Genomic DNA, 20,377 nt, shown 5'->3' with positions numbered 1-20,377 from the left:
CTCTTAAGTGAACGGCATTAACCCAATGGGTGCCTTTTTCTTTAGCATTCGTTAACTCGAAAAGCGGATGCTTACCAGAAGGTAATGAACAAGCCCGCTGTCACTGCCATTCCAACATAGTTGTTGTTTAGAAAGGCTTGGAAACAAAGGTCTCGATCACGGTGGCGCATCAGGTGTTGTTGATACACAAATAAGCTTCCCGCTACCAACAGTGCCCAATAGAAGGTATCTCCTAGTTGGTAATGCATGCCTAACGCAATCAGCATCGCTAGGGTGACGAGTTGCAAAGAGCCAACAATCAGTTTATCGAAGCGACCAAATAAAATAGCCGTCGATTTAATACCAATCTTCAAGTCATCATCTCGGTCAACCATCGCATATTGCGTGTCGTAAGCAATCGTCCACAACGCGTTAATCACGAAGACAAACCACACAATGCTTGGCAGTTCATTGGTTTGTGCCGCCCAAGCCATTGGTATCGCCCAACTAAACGCTAAGCCAAGAAACAACTGTGGAAGATGCGTAAAACGCTTCATGAAAGGGTAAATGAACGCCAGACCCACACCAATAAATGAGAGCTTAATGGTCAGTGGATTCATGGTGAGTACCAGCAAGAATGAAACTACGGCTAGCACTAAAAAGAGCAGAATCGCTTCCTTACTGGAAACCAAACCAGACGGCAGTGGACGCTGCTTGGTACGTTTAACATGACCATCTACTTTACGGTCCGCAAAGTCATTGATCACACAGCCAGCTGAACGCATCAACACCACGCCGAGTACAAAAACAACCAAGACATCAAAATCAGGCATACCTTGTGCGGCGATAATCAGTGACCACAAGGTCGGCCAAAGGAGTAATAGGGTACCAATCGGGCGATTCATTCGCGTTAATTGCCAATACGCCTTCGCTTTGGTGGCAAGCATTTACACACTCTCCTTAGAGTAAATGGGTGATGTTGGTAAAAACAGTTCTGCCACAAGCATCGGTTTATGGTTCATCCATAATCGAGAACGACGCGCGAGTAATCGCTCATCGCCTGCGATAACCCAACCAACTTGCAGCGCATCTCGCTCCACGTTCTCAGCACTAAAAACGGTCAATCCAAGCGGGACATTACCTTGTTGAGAAAGGTCTGAGTGCTGATGATCTTCTAATGTGACTCGGGGAATCAAGGTTCGACCTAACACCCACGGTTCGTCATCACCCTTTAAAATCACTTTACGCAGTAAGCAATCAAACGATGATAAAAGATGTTCCTCGTCTTGTTGCAGCATTGAGCGTTCTACAACTTGATTATGAAGCAACTCAACAGACAGGTGCTGACAGCACTTCCCCAACTTGCGGGAAAGAGAACCTTGCTCCATCAGCCACTCTTTGGTGGTTTCATTAGGAAAATCAAATGTTTCTGTACTTTGCCAATCTACATTCATTAACGAATTAAGATACAGCGATATTGGCTGATTCATACTAGTATTCAATAGGTGACTTTACACGTACAATAAAGCTTCAACTTTCGAACAAAATTAAAGCGTTCTTCGAATTGTAAACGTATTTAGATTTAGACCGCTCATTGTAACAAGACTAATGCGTTTCGAATATCGCGAATAAACTAAAGAAAAGTCACAAATATGCACAAACGTTATGTAGCCCAAATATTTCTTGCGATTACCCTACTCTTTTCAGCATCAAGTTTCGCGGAAGAGGAGTCGGCAGCTAAACTCGCCTACTTCACGCTAGAGCCAGACCTGACCACCAATTTTTACACTAAAGGTAAAAAACTGGGCTACATTCAGGTTCGCCTCGACATCATGGTGGCAAATAGTAGCGACTTGGCCGCTATTGAGCATCACCAACCACTGATTCGCGATGCGGTGATTGAATTGCTTGGCAAACAAAACGAAGAAACCATTAAATCTCTATCTGGCCGTGAAGACTTAAGAAAATCCTTAGTTGAACACCTCAACAAGATTTTGCTTCCAGAGACAGGTAAAACCCTGATTGCTGACTTACTGTTTACCAAATACCTTTATCAGTAATGATGTAAAACGAATCCCAATAAAAAAGCGGCTCATCTGGCCGCTTTTTTTGTCTCTATCGTTTGGCTACTCATTAGAAGATATGAATTAGCTTCTTGCCGAGCTTGGTGCTTTCATCGCATCGATAAAGCCAATAATCACACCAGCGGCTAGACCAGCTAAATGCGCCGTATTGGCGATAGCCATAAATGGCTGCATGTACCCAAGCACCAACCACACCAACATAAAGCCGACAATCTGTCTTGGGATACCTAAACCAAGTTGTGGCGCCTTCGCACCAACCACCCATAAGTAACCAACCAAGGCATACACAACACCAGACAAACCACCGAAGTTCGCCCCTTCAACCCAATACTGCCCAGCACCTGAAAGCGCAGAAGAGACAGCAAAGATCTGAAGTAGCTTGAGGCTGCCAAGTTTCTTCTCAATGTCTCCACCTAGCTGCCACCACCACAAAATATTAAATGCGATGTGCATAACAGAGAAATGTAGAACGGCATGACTCAACCAACGCCACAGCTGCCATTGCTGTCCATCCACCGCTGGGAAATGTAGGGCATTGAAAATAGCTTGGCCAAAACCGATCTGTTGCAGCGCAAAAATCACCACACACACCAACATCAGGCTTAGTGTCACTGGGCCTGCTTTGGCTTTGATCATGCCCATGAAGCTTGGCGTGTGGTAATGGAAGTTGCTCTTTCTGGTCTCTGCCATGTCCCAAGATGCAGCTTGATAGCACTTATGATTGGGCTCAGCCAGAAAACGATTCAGCTCAGCTTCGGTTTCAACCTGAAATTGGCCATCAAGAAGCCAAAGAGCAAAACGCCCTTCTCCCTCTGGAGACATCTGAATAGGGATCTGACGAGAGGCCATATAATCAATAAATGCTTGAGCAAGACGTGGATTGTCTAACACCATCAATCTAATCATTGTTACTTCCTATTCATTCTATGAGGGATGCTTGAGGCGGTTCAGGTGATGAAAGTCATTAACCTGCGATCACTGGAAGTTCAGCACGATGCCAAGCTTCGAAACCACCATCAACACTATATACCTCTTCAAAGCCTTGGTTCACTAAATATTGTGCCGCACCTTGGCTACTGATGCCGTGGTAGCACATCACTAAGATAGGTTGTTCGAACTCAACCTCATCCATGAATGACACCATCGTATCGTTAGTCAGGTGGTAGGCTGTTTTTGGGTGGGCAACCGCAAAAGACTGCGGGTCACGTATATCGACAAGTCGAGCTTCGCCTTGTTCGATGAGGGCTTGAGCGCCTTTAACATCGATATGTTTAAACTGGTCCATGACTTTCTCTTTTTATACTGATTTACTTTGCTGCCATTGTAACCTATCCCAAGGCTAACATTCACATCCACTTAATAAGGTTATCCACCAGCGATCACTTTTACACCATTTGTGGATAAATCTGTGAATTGCGTGAATAAAGTGTCTTTTCAAAAATAGATCCACAACATGTAGTAATGATCCTGATCTAACTGTGGGTTAACTGAAACATATCCCCACTCGAAAAACCCCGTCAAAGCCTTACTACACACTGCTTTTAGATAGCTGACGAATAAACTTCTCACAGAGTTATCCACAAAATCATTTTGCAAATTTCGATCGCAAAAGTTGAGAAATCGATCCAAAACAAAAAGGCCGAGATCTCTCGATCTCGGCCTTTTCAAAATTCAGCTATTTGTTAGCTCTACTAGAAAGTAGAAGCTAATAGAAACTAGATGCTATTAGAAATCACCAACGGCTTGTTTCAATTTCTTCATCGCATTCTTTTCTAACTGGCGAACACGCTCAGCTGAGATACTGTAGGTATCCGCTAAGTCTTGCAGGGTTGCCTTGTTGTCGTCTAACCAACGTGAGCGAACAATGTGTTGGCTACGCTCGTCTAAGCTTGCTAGTGCTAGCCCTAGGCGATTATTGGTGTGTGACTCCCAGTTAGCCGCTTCAACCGTCTCAGCAACGTCTGACGCCTTGTCTTCTAGGTAGTAAACTGGAGCAGTGTAAGCAGAACCGCCATCGTCATCGTCCATAGGCGCTTCAAACGTCGCATCTTGTGCTGCTAAGCGAGATTCCATCTCACGAACTTCTGAAGGCTCAACACCCAGTTCACGAGCAACCGTCTCAACTTCACCGTTATTGAACCAACCCAAACGCTTTTTAGACTTACGAAGGTTAAAGAACAGTTTACGCTGTGCCTTAGTGGTCGCAATTTTAACGATACGCCAGTTACGTAGAACGTATTCATGGATTTCAGCTTTGATCCAGTGAACAGCAAACGAGACGAGACGAACACCAACTTCTGGATTGAAGCGCTTAACAGCCTTCATCAAGCCGATGTTACCTTCTTGGACGAGATCAGCCATTGGTAGCCCGTAGCCAGAGTAGCCTCTTGCAACGTGCACCACGAATCTTAGGTGGGAAAGGATCAAGCCTTTCGCAGCGTCGATCTCACCTTTGTAATGTAATCGCTCTGCAAGTCCACGTTCCTCTTCAGGAGTCAGCATAGGGTAGCTGTTCGCTGAGCGGATATAGCTATCTAAACTATCTTGTGTGACTAAAGCCATTTGATACGCTTGGTTTGCCATTCGGTTCCTCATCAATCTCTGATCTGGAGTAATACATCTATTAAAACCCTACAATCTTGAACCTAAAATGAACAGGTTTCAAGGAGGGGGAAGTAATTATGCATAATCAATTCGTCTATACAAGGCAAAAACTGGTTAAGAAGTGCCTATTTTTCGTCTAAATATGACTCTATTCACCTAAACTGGTTCAATTTCTTTTAGGTGACGCTGTGCAGAAAGCTTTGCAGCCACACTACCAAGCAGAGTTCCGACGATCAAAAGCAGTAAAGATTCATCCCAACTCAGGCCAATTAAACGGAAGTGGCTGTCGTATAGCTGAGCCAAGTCATCCACCGCGCTGTTCAGCAATACGGTAATCAATGCCGTCATTACCCAAGCGCTAATCGAACCTAAAACGCCAAACCACATCCCAGCATAAAGGTATGGTCGAAGAATGTAGCTGTCGGTCGCACCAATCAGCTTCATGGTTTGAATCTCTTCTTTATGCGCCAACACATTAAATCGTAGTGTATTGCCGATAATCAGAAATACCGCGCCCAGCATCAATACCGTTAAGGTAATCACGATGACAGCCGCTAATGCTTTGATCGCATCTAATCGCGCTAACCAATCTTCGTCTAGGCGAACATCGGTCACTAATTCTTGTTGTTTAACTGTGCCTGCCAGCTCTTTAATTAAGGTATCGCTGTGCACGCTTGGCGTAATCACCAGCACACCTGGCAGTGAATAATCGTCGAGAATGGTTAGGGCGTCTTCAAAACCAGAATACTGGCTGAGGTCTGCAAGCCCTTGCTGCGGAGAAATGTACTCCACGAGCTCAACTTGATCCCAACTTTCGATTTCATCCTTAAGCACCATTACTCGTGGCTCAGGAATACCATCCTCTACATAAGCACTTATTTGTGACGGGCTAGTGACATCTTGCGCCACTTCCCCTACATTTTTACCTAATAGGTACAAACAAGCTGGCATCGCCAACGCCATAGAGATCACCGCAAGGGTCAGTAAGTTGCCTAACGGGCGCTGCCACATTTGCGAGAACGATGACTTGGCTTGTTTCCAGTGAACAACAAAGAAGCCGTCGCTTGAAGCGCGGTTTGCTGCTCGATTAGATTGAGGTTTCTTGATGCGCTTATTCGCGGCCATAGTCTTCAACCTCACTCAAAAATCCTTGGTTTAATTCAAGATGGCGGTACTGAGGGCGAGTGTTCACTAACCCGATATCGTGCGTCGCTAGGATGATCGTCACACCCGCACGGTTGAACTCTTCAAACAAGCGTAATACACGGTTAGATAATTCAGGGTCTAGGTTACCGGTAGGCTCATCCGCTAAAAGCAGAGTTGGACGGTTAACCACAGCGCGAGCGATACCCACGCGTTGCTGCTCACCACCAGAAAGCTGGCTTGGCAAACAACGGGCTTTGTCTAGTAAGCCGGTTTTATCCAACGCAGCACTGACTCGGCGTTTTATTTCGTTTTCAGAAATAGATTCAATACGCATAGGCAGAGCGACGTTATCGAAAATCGAACGGTCCATCAGCAGGCGATGGTCTTGAAAAACAATCCCAATATTACGGCGTAAGAAAGGAATGTCTTTGGCTGGGATACGAGTGATATCGTGATCGTTGAACCAGACACGTCCATCAGTTGGACGCTCTATCGCGCAGATCAACTTCAGCAAGGTACTTTTACCAGCCCCAGAGTGCCCACCCAAAAAAGCCATCTCTCCACGTTTCAGGTGAAAGTCCACTTTTTGGAGCGCTTGTCTTCCACCTCGGTAGGCTTTACTCACTTGCTGAAATTTGATCACCGAAAATTCCTCTTACGATCACTAATATCAAATTTAAAAACGGTAGCAGATTAAGGATAAACCACTTTGCTACTCGCGTTACTCTTCGCGGCTAAATAGTGCTTCAATGAAGTCTTTAGATTCAAATGGACGCAGGTCATCAATACCTTCACCCACACCAATGTAGCGGATTGGAATCTGGAACTGGTCAGCAATTGAGAAAATTACACCACCTTTCGCCGTACCATCTAGCTTAGTCAGTGTAATACCCGTAACTGGAGCCACTTCACTGAACAACTTCGCTTGGCTGATAGCGTTCTGACCTGTACCTGCATCGAGCGTTAGCATGATTTCGTGTGGCGCAGAGTCATCAATCTTCTTCATTACACGAACGATCTTGCGTAGCTCTTCCATCAGGTTGCTCTTGTTCTGCAAACGGCCGGCTGTATCAGCAATCACAACATCAACACCACGAGCCTTCGCTGCTTCAATCGCATCGTAGATAACAGACGCACTGTCCGCACCAGTGTGTTGAGCGATAACTGGCACATCGTTACGCTGACCCCAAACCTGAAGCTGTTCAACGGCTGCAGCACGGAAGGTATCACCCGCTGCTAGCATCACTTTCTTGCCTTCATTTTGGAATTGTTTCGCCAGCTTACCGATCGTAGTTGTCTTACCTACACCGTTCACACCCACCATTAAGATAACGTAAGGTGTTTTAGTGGTATCAACAACCAGTGGCTGTTCCACTTGGCTTAAGATGTCTGCCATCTCTTCTTTGAGCAGACCATAAAGCGCTTCACCGTCTTTTAGGTCATTGCGAGATGCTTTTTCTGTCAGGTTTTCAATGATCTTAACCGTGGTATTCATACCCACGTCAGCAATCAGAAGTTGCTCTTCTAGCTCTTCAAACAGGTCTTCATCGATTTGCTTGCCTTTGAACAGACCAAAGAAACCAGCACCGATGTTTGCTTTAGTGCGGCTTAGGCTGCGCTTAAGACGAGCAAAGAAGCTTTCTGTCGGCTTCTCTTGTACTTCTTCAACCTTAGCTTGAGGAACTGCCACTTCTTCCTGTTCTGCTTCTGCTTCTGCTTCTGCTTCTGCTTCTGCTGCGACAGGTTGCTGCTCTTGTTGAGCTTCTTCAAGCGCTTGCTCAGGTTCAGTTGGCTTAGATTGTTCAGCTTCAAGCGTGACCTGTTCAGCCTCAACTTGTGATTCAACTTCAGTTTGATCTTCAACGCTTTCTACGTTCGCTTCATTCTGAGTTTTTGGGCTTTGTTCTTCTTCACCAAAACCAAGCCACGATAATAATCCGCGCTTCTTTTTTTCCGTCATCAGAGGAGTTTCCTAGATCTACTAATTAGCTGTATTGACTTAATACACGTCGACTCTTTGCTATTGTTATACAATACAAGCTTGTACAAACGAATAGTAAAGAAAAATGACAAAGCAGTGATAAGTTTGCTTTTAGCTTGATACACTTTGTCATTGCAAATTTATTTAATACACGAACCCACTTAAATTGGGCTCGGTATAGTATCACTTTATTAGCGGTCAAAAAATCTATGGTAAGACGTCGCCAGCAAAACACATCACAAAAAAAGCCATCCGGAGGCTTTGTTCGAATTATTAGTGGCTCATGGAGAGGGAGAAAGCTGCCTGTTCATGATTTAGAAGGATTACGCCCAACCATTGACCGAGTAAAAGAAACACTCTTTAACTGGGTGGCTCAAGATATCCCACATTCAACTTGCTTGGATGTATTTGCCGGTTCTGGCGGTCTAGGTTTTGAAGCAGCTTCTCGCCAAGCCAAAATGGTGACACTGCTCGAAATGAATCAAAAGGCGGCTAAACAGCTTTCTGATAACGCGAAAGAGCTCAAGGCAGACAACATTAATGTCGTGAATACTGATGCTATCTCTTTCCTTAAGAAACCAGGCACGCCTTACGATATGGTTTTCCTTGATCCACCATTTCGCAAAGGCTTACTGGCAGAAACAGTACAACTGCTTGAGAGTAACGGTTGGCTTGCAGACAATGCCATCATTTACGTCGAGACAGAGAAAGAACTGAAACTCGAAGCTATGCCAGAGAACTGGGAATTGCATCGCGACAAGACCACCGGACAGTCAAGCTACCGACTGTTCAATCGAATCACTGAAGAATAGGAGTTATTGAATGAAGTTCTTGCTTCCACTAGCAAAAGCAGCCATCGCCTTTGTTTGGTTTATCTTAATCGTAAATATTTTCTACCCGTTTCCGGGTAATGCTGCGATTGCGCTTTATATCATGACAGCATTCTTGTTCTTCATGCACGGCCTGCAGATGCTGATTTTCATCGGTGCATTCGGCGATAAGATCGAGATGTCACGTTGGGAGAAGTGGTCAATATTGATTTTCGGTGTCTTCGCCTTACTCGATATCCGACGCAAACACATGATGTAATCGAGCTTAAGCCCAGATATAAAACGCTTAGCTACAGAAAACATCATGACAGAAACAGTAGAGACAAAAACGCCGCTCATTTAAGCGGCGTTTTTTTATTCAGCAATGATATTGATGTTAGCCCATGTAGCCTTTCACACCATCGAGGAACATTTGCGTCGACAGCATAACCAACAACAAGCCCATCAAGCGTTCGATGGCTTTAAGACCTCTCTCTCCCAGCACTCGCAGGAAGAAGCCATTAAACATCAGAATGAAGAAGGTAGCGCCCCAAGCCAGCATCACAGCCGCTGAAAGCTCTAACATGTTGTCTGGATGCTGGGTCGACAGCAGAATCAGTGCAGCAATCACTGACGGACCTGCAATCATAGGAATCGCCATCGGCACAATAAACGGCTCTTCACCAGCCGCAAGGCCAGTAATGCTGCCTGCGCTTGGGAAAATCATCTTAATCGCGATGATAAATAGAATGATACCGCCAGAAATACTCAAGGTTTCAGGCTGTACGTGCAGGAAGTTCATGATGCTTTGACCAGCAAACAAGAACAACAGCAGGATAACCAGCGCAAACATCAGTTCACGAACAAGAACAATACGGCGACGCTTCGGATCAATATGCTTAAGGATAGAGAGCACGATTGGCAAGTTGCCAAGCGGGTCCATGATAAGAAACAGCATGGTTGCTGCAGATAAGATTTCCATAAGTTTGTCTCGAAAAGCGTAAGTGCGCGGAGTATAGCAGCCTCAACATTGATTTTCGAACGCAGTGATAAGCGGGTTAACTGATGCTTTTAAAAGGGGATGTTATAAGAAGGCAAATTAGCGAAAGCAGATTGAAAGGTAATGAAAAGAGTGGAGCCGAAACATGCACCCACTCTTTATTCACGAATAAAACAAGCCACTAAGAATTAGTGATTACACACACGTTCGCGGTTAGTGCAAAGCTTATCATCGACAACGACAACCTTTTCCATCTTCAAGAAAAACTTCAACAGGCTATCTAAATCCAGACCATTGAGCTTACAAGTATGGAAGCGAGCTTCTTCGCCATAGGTTTGAGCAAGCGCTAATGTTAGCTCTTCGCGAGTCAGTGGCTTTTCACTAAGCAGGTTTAAAACGTTGTGTGCGTGAATTTCAGTCGTCATAACTCAATCTCATGTTTAATGAATTACACGTAGAGTACCGAGTTTTAGCAACGCCGTTTTGATGTAGCTCAGGCTTGAGAGAGCTCTACCCTAAATAGTAATCGATGCGACGATGAATGCGTGTGCGAGAAAGTAACTGCCCGTTACCCAAAAGTAAGCGCCCTTGATTGGGCTGCGGTAACTGTTTAGCGCATAAGCTAAGGCCGAAAGGAGCAGCACGCTACAGCCAGCAAAACCGACCGCGTGTGATAACTGAGGATCCAGCAGCCAAACCTCACCAGAAGCCCATGCTAACTGAATAAGCACAATGCCCATGATGACCACGGGAAAAACGAGTTTGTCTAAGCGTGGCAGCAGTAAAAAGAAAGCAACAACGCAAGCTGCCAATAACAGCGCGAACAACCACCAAACCATTTCACCTGATAGCTGTAACCAAAAAGCTTTGCTGTAACAGAGTTGAGCCAATAAGAAGCAGACAAAATGCAGAGGGCGTTTTTGAGTGAGAGTATGAAGCACATCTGCGATCGCAGAGATAGCCAACCCCGCAACTATCCAATAGGTAAAGTCAGCCACAACCGACTGAGTTAAAGCAATTGTCGCTAATAATACAAAGGTAAATACCTTATACGATAAGGCCTGACCGATATGTCCATGTTTCGTTCCTGCTATTGCTCCGATACCAGATAAGGAAACCGCTAACCAACTCCACATACCACTTGCCCTATTGCTTTAAATCGTCGCCAGTCTAGGCACACGAGTGTTGATGTAAAGCCTCAGCCCCTCAAAATTGGATCTTGATTACGCTTCCACTAAAAAGAGTCTCTTTAGATTGAAGTCGTAACAATTACCACCATGACAATGGCCATTCGTTTAAAACTAGAACGAATCATCATAAAACCCATTCAAACTGGCATTAGAGTCGCCATACTTGAATTTTGGCCAATTCTAACCTATCGACCCCACCAAAACCGGCCTAATTCCGTAAAATACCACACTTAAAAAATTAAAATAACCACACTTAAAGTAAATAATAACAATAACTTAAATAAACAAACTCAAGATTAATAGGAAAATAAAAACGCCAACCAAGCCTAGACTTGTAAAGTAGCCAGTTTTCTTTTTTAACGCCCAGTTTTGTCAGGTTATTTCAAGCCTCCGGTAAAAATCGCCACAAAAACCAAGCCGAAAACTTAAAAAACCAACCAAAACCAACCTAGCCACCACCAACCTCTATTAATACAGTTTAACAACCTTTAACAATATAAATTACACAAAACAACCATTACAAAACAACAAGTTAAATCAAATTAGAACAAACATAAATCACAACGAACAAATTAAGAACACACCATAAAACACAGTTAAACACTGCCAAACAAGCCAAAAACTCATAGTTTTCTACTACTTTTAAAGCTTTCGAAAGTAATTCTTGATCTAAGGCCATAAGTAGTGCTATTCTTTAAAACATAGCGAGAGACAACCAAATTTAGGAGTAGTGTTATGATTTCATCTTCGCAAAGACAAGGACTTGTAATGATCGCGGTAGTTGTAGGTCTAATGACACTACCGATGATGTACTAAGCAAGTTACAGATAAAAAAAGGGACGCCATGAGCGTCCCTTTTTTTGTTCAATTTTTTCACTTCGAAAACAGATGCAGTGTTAGCACATCCCAGTTCGCATAATAGAAACCTGCGGCAGCTAAAGTCATTGCCATCATCAGTAAGATCGCAACTCGCCAGATAAAACGACCACTACGTGGAGTCAGCTCCTTCTCACAGTCGTTACACATCATGATGAACTTATGTTGGTCTTCCAACTTAGCCTCATGTTCATTGACTACCTTATTACGACACGTTGCGATATAGCGCAGCTTGCTCACCATATCGTGCGGTAGCCTTTCTTCACAGCTTGTTACAAGCTCATGCAATCCTTCGCCTTCGGCATGATATTGAAGCCTCAATAATTTCTCTATATTGCGAGTTCTTGTCACCACTTTTTCAATATCGGTCATCTTAGCCCTCCCACTCCACACTATAATTCTAGTCGAGCATTTCCCTATTCTTATACAAAATCACTGTTATTTACGAGAGAAAGAGACAATAAATAACAATGCTTTATCCCAAACTGACCATTAAATGTGATGTCTGCCGAAAAATAATCAGTTTGGCTTACAACAGTTCACGAATAACGGCTTTAAACACATATCCCTATTGCCTGAAAGACTAGAATAACCATCACGACTACATGGAGGTTATATGCCTAATTCACTCTTTTTTGCCATCTTTGCTCTCGCTGCTCTAGCGGCTTGGGTATTTATTGGTTTCTATCGAAAACACTCGCAAGGTGAAAATGCGCCAGAGAAGAAAGTGAATGTCACGGTGTTAGACAAACAATCGATCGACCTTCCTGACGCAGAACCGGGCCAAGAAGATCAAGAGTACTGGATTTACGTTCAACGTGGTGTGGTTGGTCCGAAGCGAGAATTCCAAGTCGGCATCCACTATTTCCACGCCCTTAACCCTGGCGACAAAGGAACCTTAACCTACCAAGGCGATAAGTTCTTACACTTTGCGTTGAAGCGCTAAACGTCAGCCGCTTCAACTGTCGTCCCTAAGCAATCCATCAGAAAGCCTTAGCAATCACCGCTAAGGCAATAACCAACGCGTTTTCTCTGACTTAGACACCAACCAGCTCATCCATAATGCGCCAGCTCCGCTGATCACAATCCATAATGGAATAACCCATGCCGGATGTCCTTGGTACCAACCAAACTCTTTCATCGGCCACAAGAAAATCGGGTGCAGCAGGTAAATACCTAAGCTGTGCTTACTGATAAAGCCAACCACTTGGTTACTCTTCTCAGACAGGCCTTCACCATAGTAACGGCATACCATGAACACCATGCTCGCGGCTAATACGGTATTCAACGTTTTGTAAGATAGCCAGCGCCCTACCGTGTACTCTTCTGCTACCAAGCTTGCATCAACCACCATGTAAACCGTGGTTAGTAACGCTAGCCCACCCAGTAACACACTCACGCCAACGGTCATCTTGTTAAGTGGCACAATCTTATACAGCAAGTAACCCAATGGTAAGTAACCGGTGTACAACCACAATTCGTGACTCCAAGGGCCATCGATTTTCAGTAAGAACAGCAATGTTGTGAACAACCATACCGCCGTAAAGGCATAGACCGATCTATCACCGTACTTTCTAACCATGATCTGCAAGAACGGAATCACAAAATAGAGTGGGATGAAGTAATAGAAGAAACCAAGGTGGTAATAGGTGTAATGATGGTAGCTATTAAGCAACACGTCCCAACTGACGTCGGCATCAAAGCCCATTGCCGACCAGCCCGACAGATAGGTATAGAAAAGCGACCAGACAATGAAAGGTATCAGTACCTTGCCCAAACGACGCTTGAGGTAGTATTTGGCGTCAAACGGGCGCTGATCACTGAGCATCAGTGCGCCAGTAATCAAAATGAACACAGGTACTGCCCAGCGGCTGAAACCGTTTACCGTAATGGCAGTAAGCCATTCACCGAAAGGAATAGTGCCCAACTCATTGCGATAAGGCGCCAAAACATGAATCGCGATAACCGCTACGGCCGCGACACATCGTGCTAAATCAAAAAAGAGAATTCGCTGCTTCATGTAAATGCCTGATTAATATTCAATCATTCTACTATAGCAATAAAAAAGCTGACCGGAATAAATACCAAGTCAGCTTAGTGTTAAAGGAGATACTTATCGCGAATTTAGCTCATACGACTCTAGCTTCTGCGACTTGAGCTCTCACAAATGAGGCTCATGTGGCTGAAGCTTATGCCGCTGAAATTTGCGGCACTTTCGGTAAACGCAGAGAGATCACCGTCGTTATCGCCAAGAATGCGAAGGAAACCCACAGACACGCAGACAAACCGGCCATTTGGAATACCAAGCCCGACAATATCGTGCCAATCAAACGGCCCATCGCGTTTGCCATGTAGTAGAAACCGACATCAAGAGAAACGCCATCACCTTTCGCATAACTCACAATAAGGTATGAGTGCAGTGATGAGTTCACCGCAAAGATGACACCAAACACCATCAAGCCACCGATAATAACTAACTCGGGTTGCCAGCCAATCTGTACCGCATAAGCGATAGCAGCGGTCACTATAGCCAGCGCACCAGCCCATAACAGCGCGGCATGGCCATCTGGCACCTTACCTTGAGCTTTACCAGTAATCTTCGGCGCTATGCCCTGTACAAAGCCATAAGCGATAGTCCAAGCAGCTAAGAAACCGCCAACCCATGAGTGATCCCAACCAAACACACTGCCTAGGTAAATCGGCAAAGCAATCACAAACCACACATCACGAGCGCCAAACAGGAACATACGTGCTGCGGATAGGATGTTGATGGATTCAGACTTAGAGAAGATCTGTTTGAACTTAGGCTTGGTTTTCGCTTTGCCCATGTCCGCTTCTAAGCTCAACACACTGCCAACGAAGACCAATGCCAACACGGCTGCCATCGCGAGCACGGCGTATTGGAAGCCAATCGTTGAAAGCAGTAAACCACCAATAAAGAAGCCTGCCCCTTTAAGCGCATTCTTAGATCCGGTCAGAATCGCAATCCACTTATAAAGCGCGCCTTGTTGTTCATCAGGAACCAGAGTCTTAATTGAGCTCTTGGCACTCATCTTATTGAGGTCTTTAGCGATACCAGACAAGGCTTGCGCCGCCATGACCCAAGGAATGGTCAGCATTGCCGTTGGCACCGCGAGCATACCCAAGGCGACGACTTGCATGCCTAACCCAATGTTCATGGTCTTATTGAGGCCAAGACGCGCCCCTAACCAGCCACCGATTAGGTTAGTCACCACACCAAAGAATTCATAGAAAAGGAACAGTGAGGCGATTTCTAGTGAACTGTAACCAAGGTCGTAAAAATACAGAACCACCAACATGCGAAGTGCACCATCAGTAATGGTGAAGTTCCAGTAGTTAAAAGTCACCAACATGTATTGGCGAACGCTCTTACTTAGATTTGAAAACATAACGCTATCTCTGCAATCTAAACAAAAAGAGCTTTTGGATCATGATAAGTTCAACACTCCAGATACCAAAAGCTCCCTGTCTAACACTGATGACTATTAGCTATTCGCTACGCCATTAATGTATTCAACCTGGATAGGTTTAGTGAAGGCACCTGGACGCAGTGCCTGCACCTCTTGAACTACCTTGCTCAAATCCCAGCCTTTTTCTAACAGTAGGTGAGCTACGAACAAACCAGTGCGACCAGAGCCGCCCATACAATGCATTGCAACCTTGCCGCCGTTATCGACGATGTTATGTAGCTCAGGGCTAGCTGCTTGCCACTTCGCAGCAAAACCAGCACCCGGTGCACAGTCGTCTTCAATTTCGATCTGGAACCATTGCATACCTAACGCACGTGTTTTTTCACCAAGTGCCGCCACGTCTTTGCTTGCAAGCTCATGGTCATCAAGTGCTGTCACGATAGCTTCAACGCCTTGCTCTTTTAGCTGAGCCAGTGATGCATCAAGCGTTGCTTCTTTTGTGCCTGGGCACGGAGTAAGCACTAGCGCACCTTGCTCTAGGTCTAGTTGCCATGTTGGATGTATCATTATATCTTCTCCAGATTCTTATTAAGCAAGGCCAACGGTACGAACAAGCTCAGCGGTACGTGTTGCGTAACCCATCTCATTGTCGTACCAAGCGTAGATCTTAACCATGCGCTTACCGACCAACATCGTTGATAGTGCATCCACGATTGTTGAGCGTTGGTCGCCTTTGTAATCGATAGAAACCAGTGGACGCTCTTCAAAGCCAAGAATACCTTTTAGTTCATTCTGAGACGCTTCTTTCAGCATCGCGTTAACTTCTTCTGCCGTGGTGTCTTGCTTCACTTCGAAGATGATGTCTGTCAGAGAAGCGTTCGCTAGCGGTACACGAACTGCGTGGCCGTTGATGCGGTTTTCTAGCTCAGGGAAGATCTCAACAATCGCTTTGGCGCTGCCCGTCGTTGTTGGGATAAGACTCATGCCACATGCACGTGCGCGGCGTAAGTCTTTGTGCGGCGCATCAAGAATAGTTTGCGTGTTAGTTAAATCGTGAATAGTGGTGAAGGCTGCGTTCTCGATACCAAGCTTCTCGTTGATCACCTTAACCACTGGCGCGATACAGTTCGTTGTACAAGACGCTGCCGTTACGATTTTGTGTACCGCAGGGTCGAAGATATTGTCATTCACACCAACAACGATGTTTGCGATGCCTTCTTCTTTCACTGGCGCCGATACCACAACACGTTTCACGCCCTGCTCTAGGTATTTGTTTAGGAAAGAGGTCTTACGGTGAACACCGGTCGCTTCGATAACCACATCGCAACCAGACCAGTCGATCGCATCGATGTCGCGCTCTTGTGTGGTCTTGATGCGCTGGCCATTAATGATCATCTCATCGCCTTCTGCAGTTACTTCGTGGTGAAAGCGACCTTGAACTGAATCAAATTCTAGAAGGTGGGCCAGTGTTGTTGTGTCGCCAGCAACATCGTTAATTTGAACAAATTCTAGCTCATCCCAATCGAATGCTGCGCGAAGTGCTAGACGGCCGATACGACCAAAACCATTAATACCTACTTTGACTGTCATTTTCTGTTCTCTCAGTTAATTGCCTTCATATTTGAAGCCGCAGCGTTGTTGACTACGTTCACTTACCGGAGCGCCGGCCGCCCTAATTACATAGAGCCACTATGCTCATAGGGATAAGTTCACTTGTCGCCTAGCTGCAACTACAACTATTTCGGCATTAAGTTTTAATGTATTTAAACGCAACATGCTGGGCGTGAGTTCATCGACTCTAAGCGCTCAATATCTTGCTGGTATTCAGTTTTCAAACAGTTCGATGCAATAAGGTCGTCAATTAACTTTAGCATCCAACCTGGTAAATCTTGTGACAGGCGGTAAAACACCCACTGCCCCTGGCGAACATCAATCAAAACACCGTTTGAACGCAGCTGCGCAAGATGGCGTGAAACCTTTGGCTGACTTTCTTGCAATGCCTGAGTCAACTCACCAACCGATAAGCACTCATTGCGAACTATCAACATTAAGCAACGCACTCGCGTTTCATCGGACAGTAATTTAAAAAATTGGTGAGGAAGCATAAAAACATACTCATATATGGATATGCACATATCTTAGATATAAAAAAACGCACGTCAAGGCGTGCGTTTCAATTGTCATAAAAGTTTAACGAAGAAATATCAGAGCTTGTTGGTCACGGTATAGCTCCAACGGCGCGCTTCAGTAAGCTCCGTTTTAACCTGATCCACGCTTAATCCTAAATCGGCGCAGTGCTCATCAATCTGTTGCCAATCGGCATGCTCAAAGCTCTCTTCAAGTGCGAGCAAGGTACCATATGGCCCTTCTCTACGTAATAGAGCAACCTTGATACTTTTACACAGCGGCAACTGCTCGACTAAGTTATCTAACGACAAGTCCAACAGAGCATCCAACAAGGAGAATAAGCCAATCATAAAGGCCTGTTCTCTATACCCTTCAAATGCCTGATAGCGAGACATACGCTGACAAAACTGAGCACGCTGTAGAGACAATCCATACAGCTCTTTAGGCTTTTTATCGGACACATAAGAGGCGACGGCTAACGAGACAAACATTTTCAGTTTCTCTTGACCTAGATATACCAAAGCCTGACGAAAAGAAGAGATGGTAACTTCAAGGCGCGGCGACATAGTATTCACAAAACGCAGCAGCTTATATGAGAGCGCCACATCTTTCGCGACAATGCTCTCCACCCGTTGAAAGTCCACATCGGGCTTACACACTTCTTGAAACAGCTCCATAGCAATCACTTGCTCAGGGCTAATGTATTTACTCTTGATGATTTCCGGTTTATTGAAAAAGTAACCTTGGAAAAACTTAAAGCCAGCCTCTTTGGCTTGCTGGAATTCTTGTTCGGTCTCAACGCGCTCCGCCAAAAAGCTAAACTTTTTCCCTTGATGCGCCCTAACCAAATCACACGCTTCATCCAAACCCATCTGCATAATATCGAGCTTTACGATATGCGTGTATTTAAGGAAACGTTCCCATTCTGGGGTCGAAGTAAAATCATCTAGGGCAATCATGTAACCCGCTTGGTAAAGGTCTTTAACCGCTTCCAACAATTCATCTGTTGGTTTACAGGTTTCCAGAATCTCTACCACCACCTTATCTTTCGGCAAACTTAAGGGCAGTCGACGAATCAAACTTTGATAAGGGAAGTTGATAAAGCAGCGTGAAGATGGAATAGAAGGGTTAAGACCAACAGACAAGAAGTTCTCAACAATCAGACGATACGTTGCTCGATTAGACTCAATATGCGCTGGGTACGCATTCTTTTCTCCATCGCGAAATAACAACTCATAGCCGAGTGTATTCCTCTTGCGATTTAAGATAGGTTGTCGAGCAACGTATGTAGCGGTCATTTCTTGATAACTCTGATTGGTTTAACTATAACTCAGTCGCTTAATCTAAGCTTTCGCGGCAGCTAGCAAAGCACCGCAGCCCATGAACATACCACCAAATATTTTATTTATCTTACCCATTATGCGATCAGAGCGAATAAAACGTCCCATTTGTGACGCTAATGAGGTGTAACCCAACATAACAACGCTATCAATGAATACTGTCGTCACACCTAGCACTAATAACTGAGGTGCTTGAGGTTGTGTAGGGTCAATAAACTGAGGAAACAAAGCCACCAAAAACACGATTGATTTCGGGTTAGTTAGGTTGATAAGCACAGCGTTTCTCAGCAGTTTGCCACTCGACAGAGTAGAGCTTTCTTCAGATGCTACTAGGCTCGAGCTATCACGCCACTTTTGAATACCTAACCAAAGTAAGTACACCACGCCGACCCACTTAATGATGGTGAACGCCAACGCAGACTTAGCAACGAGTGCACCGATACCCGCGCCCACCAGCATAATGTGAAACGCAAGACCAAGCTGTAAGCCAACAATTGATGCGAGTGACTTTTTAGTGCCATAGCTAAGCCCATTACTGATTGAGTTAACGGTACCCGAGCCCGGAGCCAAGCTAAACAAAATCGCTGTGACAACATAAGCAAGCCAGACATGAGTATCCATTTGCATTTCCTTACTAGTTCTTTAATCTAACAACATTAGTAGCAATAAAGCTCTCACACGCATCAGTTCAGGTAATTTCCCATGGAAAACCACAGCGAAGCCACCTTCCCTTACACTCAAGAACCTCAGTTCGATCATGCGATTAAACACCCGATCAACGCTCTTTGGCAACAAAGAAAAGAGGGGTATTTAACATCGTCTGGTAAAAAGAAACTGTACTGGTGCAGCCTCACCTCAGAAAAGCACAGCAAAGCTATTGTGATTTCAAATGGCCGTATCGAATGCTGCCAAAAATACCAAGAAATCTTTTATGATTTTTATCAACAAGGCTATGACGTTTATTCATTTGACCACCGAGGTCAAGGCCAGTCTGAACGTATGGTAACAGACTCTGACATTGGTCACATTCATGAGTTTGATGATTATGCATCTGACATGTCTGACGTCATTGCCAGTTTTGATCTCAGTAAGTATTCCAATCGCTACCTGCTCGCACACTCAATGGGCAGCACCATAGCCACTCGCTACCTACAAACCCATCCAGACCACCCGTTTGATAAGGTGACTCTGTGCGCTCCGATGTTTGGTATCAATACCGAGTGGTACCTGAAACCTATCGCGATGATCGTTGGACAAATGCTTACCGCTTTTTATGCCAAGCCAACTTACGCGCCGGGCCAGCAAGCATATTATTCGAAGCCTTTTGAAAACAACTTACTGAGCCACAGTAAGGTTCGCTATCAGTGGTTCCGTCGCTTATATGACGAGTCTCCATCTTTGCAGGTGGGTGGACCAAGCACGCGTTGGGTGTGGCAAGGGTTAATGGCCGCCAAGCAAGCAATTCAACAAACTCGTCAAATCAAGATCCCTCTGCTATTGATTCAAGCTGGGGATGAAAAGATTGTCAGTAACAGTGCTCAAGTAAAGTTCATCTCTAAGCTGAAGAAAACCAACTCTGATTGTCAGTTTAAGTTGATTGAGGGTTCTAGGCATGAGGTGTTGTTTGAGCAGGATGAATATCGCAATCAAACACTGGATGCGATCAATCAGTTTTTCGCCTAGAGCTAATAGGCTAAGCAACCTACCAAGAAAATAAGCGCTAAAGAGGAAGAGAAGTAAGTGAGCTTTGCCCTCTTTTCTTGCATGAATTTGGCATACAATTTCTACCTAGAGATATTGTAGTTAAAAC

Annotated in this window: 24 protein-coding genes; 5 read left to right on the top strand and 19 right to left on the bottom strand. The window is 44.9% G+C overall.

The window, feature by feature from the left end:
* Positions 1-71 precede the first annotated feature (71 nt).
* Together ubiA and AB4384_RS17085 are read right to left on the bottom strand one after the other, a co-directional pair.
* Positions 72-926, bottom strand: coding sequence for a 4-hydroxybenzoate octaprenyltransferase (gene ubiA / locus AB4384_RS17090; RefSeq protein ID WP_017061043.1), 855 nt, complete (start codon positions 924-926; stop codon positions 72-74).
* Complete coding sequence (locus AB4384_RS17085) at positions 927-1,469, bottom strand: chorismate lyase (RefSeq protein ID WP_164091128.1); 543 nt, start codon at positions 1,467-1,469, stop codon at positions 927-929.
* A 162-nt stretch (positions 1,470-1,631) separates the two neighbouring features.
* On the opposite strand from AB4384_RS17085, the gene AB4384_RS17080 reads away from it, so the two are divergent.
* Positions 1,632-2,039 carry a flagellar basal body-associated protein FliL gene (locus tag AB4384_RS17080; protein ID WP_017063771.1) on the top strand — a complete coding sequence of 136 codons (408 nt, stop codon included), beginning with the start codon at positions 1,632-1,634 and terminating at the stop codon, positions 2,037-2,039.
* 87 nt (positions 2,040-2,126) lie between these two features.
* Here the strand turns inward: AB4384_RS17080 and glpG are convergent, their stop codons facing one another.
* The 6 genes from glpG to ftsY all read right to left on the bottom strand — a co-directional run bounded on the left by glpG (position 2,127) and on the right by ftsY (position 7,773).
* Positions 2,127-2,969, bottom strand: coding sequence for a rhomboid family intramembrane serine protease GlpG (gene glpG / locus AB4384_RS17075; RefSeq protein WP_102319740.1), 843 nt, complete (start codon positions 2,967-2,969; stop codon positions 2,127-2,129).
* Positions 2,970-3,027: 58 nt separating this feature from the next.
* On the bottom strand, positions 3,028-3,348 hold the full coding sequence (glpE, locus tag AB4384_RS17070) for a thiosulfate sulfurtransferase GlpE (protein WP_017061039.1): 321 nt from the start codon (positions 3,346-3,348) through the stop codon (positions 3,028-3,030).
* A 440-nt stretch (positions 3,349-3,788) separates the two neighbouring features.
* Positions 3,789-4,646, bottom strand: a complete 858-nt coding sequence (gene rpoH / locus AB4384_RS17065; RefSeq protein WP_017055518.1) for an RNA polymerase sigma factor RpoH — start codon at positions 4,644-4,646, stop codon at positions 3,789-3,791.
* Positions 4,647-4,823: 177 nt separating this feature from the next.
* Positions 4,824-5,792, bottom strand: a complete 969-nt coding sequence (gene ftsX, locus AB4384_RS17060; protein WP_017061038.1) for a permease-like cell division protein FtsX — start codon at positions 5,790-5,792, stop codon at positions 4,824-4,826.
* Complete coding sequence (gene ftsE / locus AB4384_RS17055; protein WP_004736585.1) at positions 5,779-6,456, bottom strand: cell division ATP-binding protein FtsE; 678 nt, start codon at positions 6,454-6,456, stop codon at positions 5,779-5,781. The genes ftsX and ftsE overlap by 14 nt, the downstream gene beginning before the upstream one ends.
* A 78-nt stretch (positions 6,457-6,534) precedes the next feature.
* Positions 6,535-7,773, bottom strand: coding sequence for a signal recognition particle-docking protein FtsY (ftsY, locus tag AB4384_RS17050; protein ID WP_372129866.1), 1,239 nt, complete (start codon positions 7,771-7,773; stop codon positions 6,535-6,537).
* 230 nt (positions 7,774-8,003) lie between these two features.
* Between ftsY and rsmD the strand changes: the two genes are divergently transcribed.
* Together rsmD and AB4384_RS17040 are read left to right on the top strand one after the other, a co-directional pair.
* The gene (rsmD, locus tag AB4384_RS17045; protein ID WP_017061036.1) at positions 8,004-8,606 is read left to right on the top strand and encodes a 16S rRNA (guanine(966)-N(2))-methyltransferase RsmD; all 603 of its coding nucleotides are present in this window, start codon (positions 8,004-8,006) and stop codon (positions 8,604-8,606) included.
* A gap of 10 nt (positions 8,607-8,616) precedes the next feature.
* Positions 8,617-8,883 (top strand): DUF1145 domain-containing protein, encoded by a 267-nt coding sequence (locus AB4384_RS17040; protein ID WP_016784000.1) that lies wholly within the window; start codon positions 8,617-8,619, stop codon positions 8,881-8,883.
* Positions 8,884-9,000: 117 nt separating this feature from the next.
* On the opposite strand, the gene AB4384_RS17035 is transcribed toward AB4384_RS17040, so the two are convergent.
* From AB4384_RS17035 to AB4384_RS17020, 4 genes are all read right to left on the bottom strand, one after another.
* Complete coding sequence (locus tag AB4384_RS17035) at positions 9,001-9,585, bottom strand: YhgN family NAAT transporter (RefSeq protein ID WP_372129865.1); 585 nt, start codon at positions 9,583-9,585, stop codon at positions 9,001-9,003.
* 206 nt (positions 9,586-9,791) lie between these two features.
* Positions 9,792-10,028, bottom strand: a complete 237-nt coding sequence (locus AB4384_RS17030) for a YecH family metal-binding protein (RefSeq protein WP_017066763.1) — start codon at positions 10,026-10,028, stop codon at positions 9,792-9,794.
* Between the two features lie 90 nt (positions 10,029-10,118).
* Positions 10,119-10,739 carry a lysoplasmalogenase gene (locus tag AB4384_RS17025; protein ID WP_017061033.1) on the bottom strand — a complete coding sequence of 207 codons (621 nt, stop codon included), beginning with the start codon at positions 10,737-10,739 and terminating at the stop codon, positions 10,119-10,121.
* A gap of 927 nt (positions 10,740-11,666) precedes the next feature.
* On the bottom strand, positions 11,667-12,041 hold the full coding sequence (locus AB4384_RS17020) for a hypothetical protein (protein WP_004736595.1): 375 nt from the start codon (positions 12,039-12,041) through the stop codon (positions 11,667-11,669).
* Positions 12,042-12,285: 244 nt separating this feature from the next.
* Here AB4384_RS17020 and AB4384_RS17015 point away from each other — a divergent pair, with 244 nt between their 5' ends.
* Positions 12,286-12,615, top strand: coding sequence for a DUF2500 domain-containing protein (locus AB4384_RS17015; protein WP_017061032.1), 330 nt, complete (start codon positions 12,286-12,288; stop codon positions 12,613-12,615).
* A 60-nt stretch (positions 12,616-12,675) separates the two neighbouring features.
* On the opposite strand, the gene AB4384_RS17010 is transcribed toward AB4384_RS17015, so the two are convergent.
* The 7 genes from AB4384_RS17010 to rhtB form a co-directional block, all read right to left on the bottom strand.
* Entirely contained in the window at positions 12,676-13,689 is a 1,014-nt protein-coding gene (locus AB4384_RS17010) for an acyltransferase (RefSeq protein WP_017061031.1), read from the bottom strand.
* A 169-nt stretch (positions 13,690-13,858) separates the two neighbouring features.
* Positions 13,859-15,079, bottom strand: coding sequence for an organoarsenical effux MFS transporter ArsJ (gene arsJ / locus AB4384_RS17005; RefSeq protein ID WP_029235838.1), 1,221 nt, complete (start codon positions 15,077-15,079; stop codon positions 13,859-13,861).
* 96 nt (positions 15,080-15,175) lie between these two features.
* Entirely contained in the window at positions 15,176-15,667 is a 492-nt protein-coding gene (locus tag AB4384_RS17000) for a cyclin-dependent kinase inhibitor 3 family protein (RefSeq protein ID WP_372129864.1), read from the bottom strand.
* 21 nt (positions 15,668-15,688) lie between these two features.
* A complete protein-coding gene (locus tag AB4384_RS16995; RefSeq protein WP_017061027.1) occupies positions 15,689-16,690 on the bottom strand; it encodes an ArsJ-associated glyceraldehyde-3-phosphate dehydrogenase in 1,002 nt (333 codons plus the stop codon).
* A 173-nt stretch (positions 16,691-16,863) separates the two neighbouring features.
* A complete protein-coding gene (locus AB4384_RS16990) occupies positions 16,864-17,205 on the bottom strand; it encodes a metalloregulator ArsR/SmtB family transcription factor (protein WP_372129863.1) in 342 nt (113 codons plus the stop codon).
* Between the two features lie 99 nt (positions 17,206-17,304).
* A complete protein-coding gene (locus tag AB4384_RS16985) occupies positions 17,305-18,525 on the bottom strand; it encodes an EAL and HDOD domain-containing protein (protein WP_372128524.1) in 1,221 nt (406 codons plus the stop codon).
* Positions 18,526-18,570: 45 nt separating this feature from the next.
* Positions 18,571-19,188 carry a homoserine/homoserine lactone efflux protein gene (gene rhtB / locus AB4384_RS16980; RefSeq protein WP_017061024.1) on the bottom strand — a complete coding sequence of 206 codons (618 nt, stop codon included), beginning with the start codon at positions 19,186-19,188 and terminating at the stop codon, positions 18,571-18,573.
* Between the two features lie 81 nt (positions 19,189-19,269).
* Between rhtB and AB4384_RS16975 the strand changes: the two genes are divergently transcribed.
* Positions 19,270-20,250 carry an alpha/beta fold hydrolase gene (locus AB4384_RS16975; protein ID WP_372129862.1) on the top strand — a complete coding sequence of 327 codons (981 nt, stop codon included), beginning with the start codon at positions 19,270-19,272 and terminating at the stop codon, positions 20,248-20,250.
* The last annotated feature ends 127 nt before the right edge of the window (positions 20,251-20,377 follow it).

The organism is Vibrio sp. 10N.261.51.A4 (assembly GCF_041471945.1).
GTDB lineage: Bacteria > Pseudomonadota > Gammaproteobacteria > Enterobacterales > Vibrionaceae > Vibrio > Vibrio crassostreae_C.
This window is presented reverse-complemented; position numbering and strand designations above follow the sequence as displayed.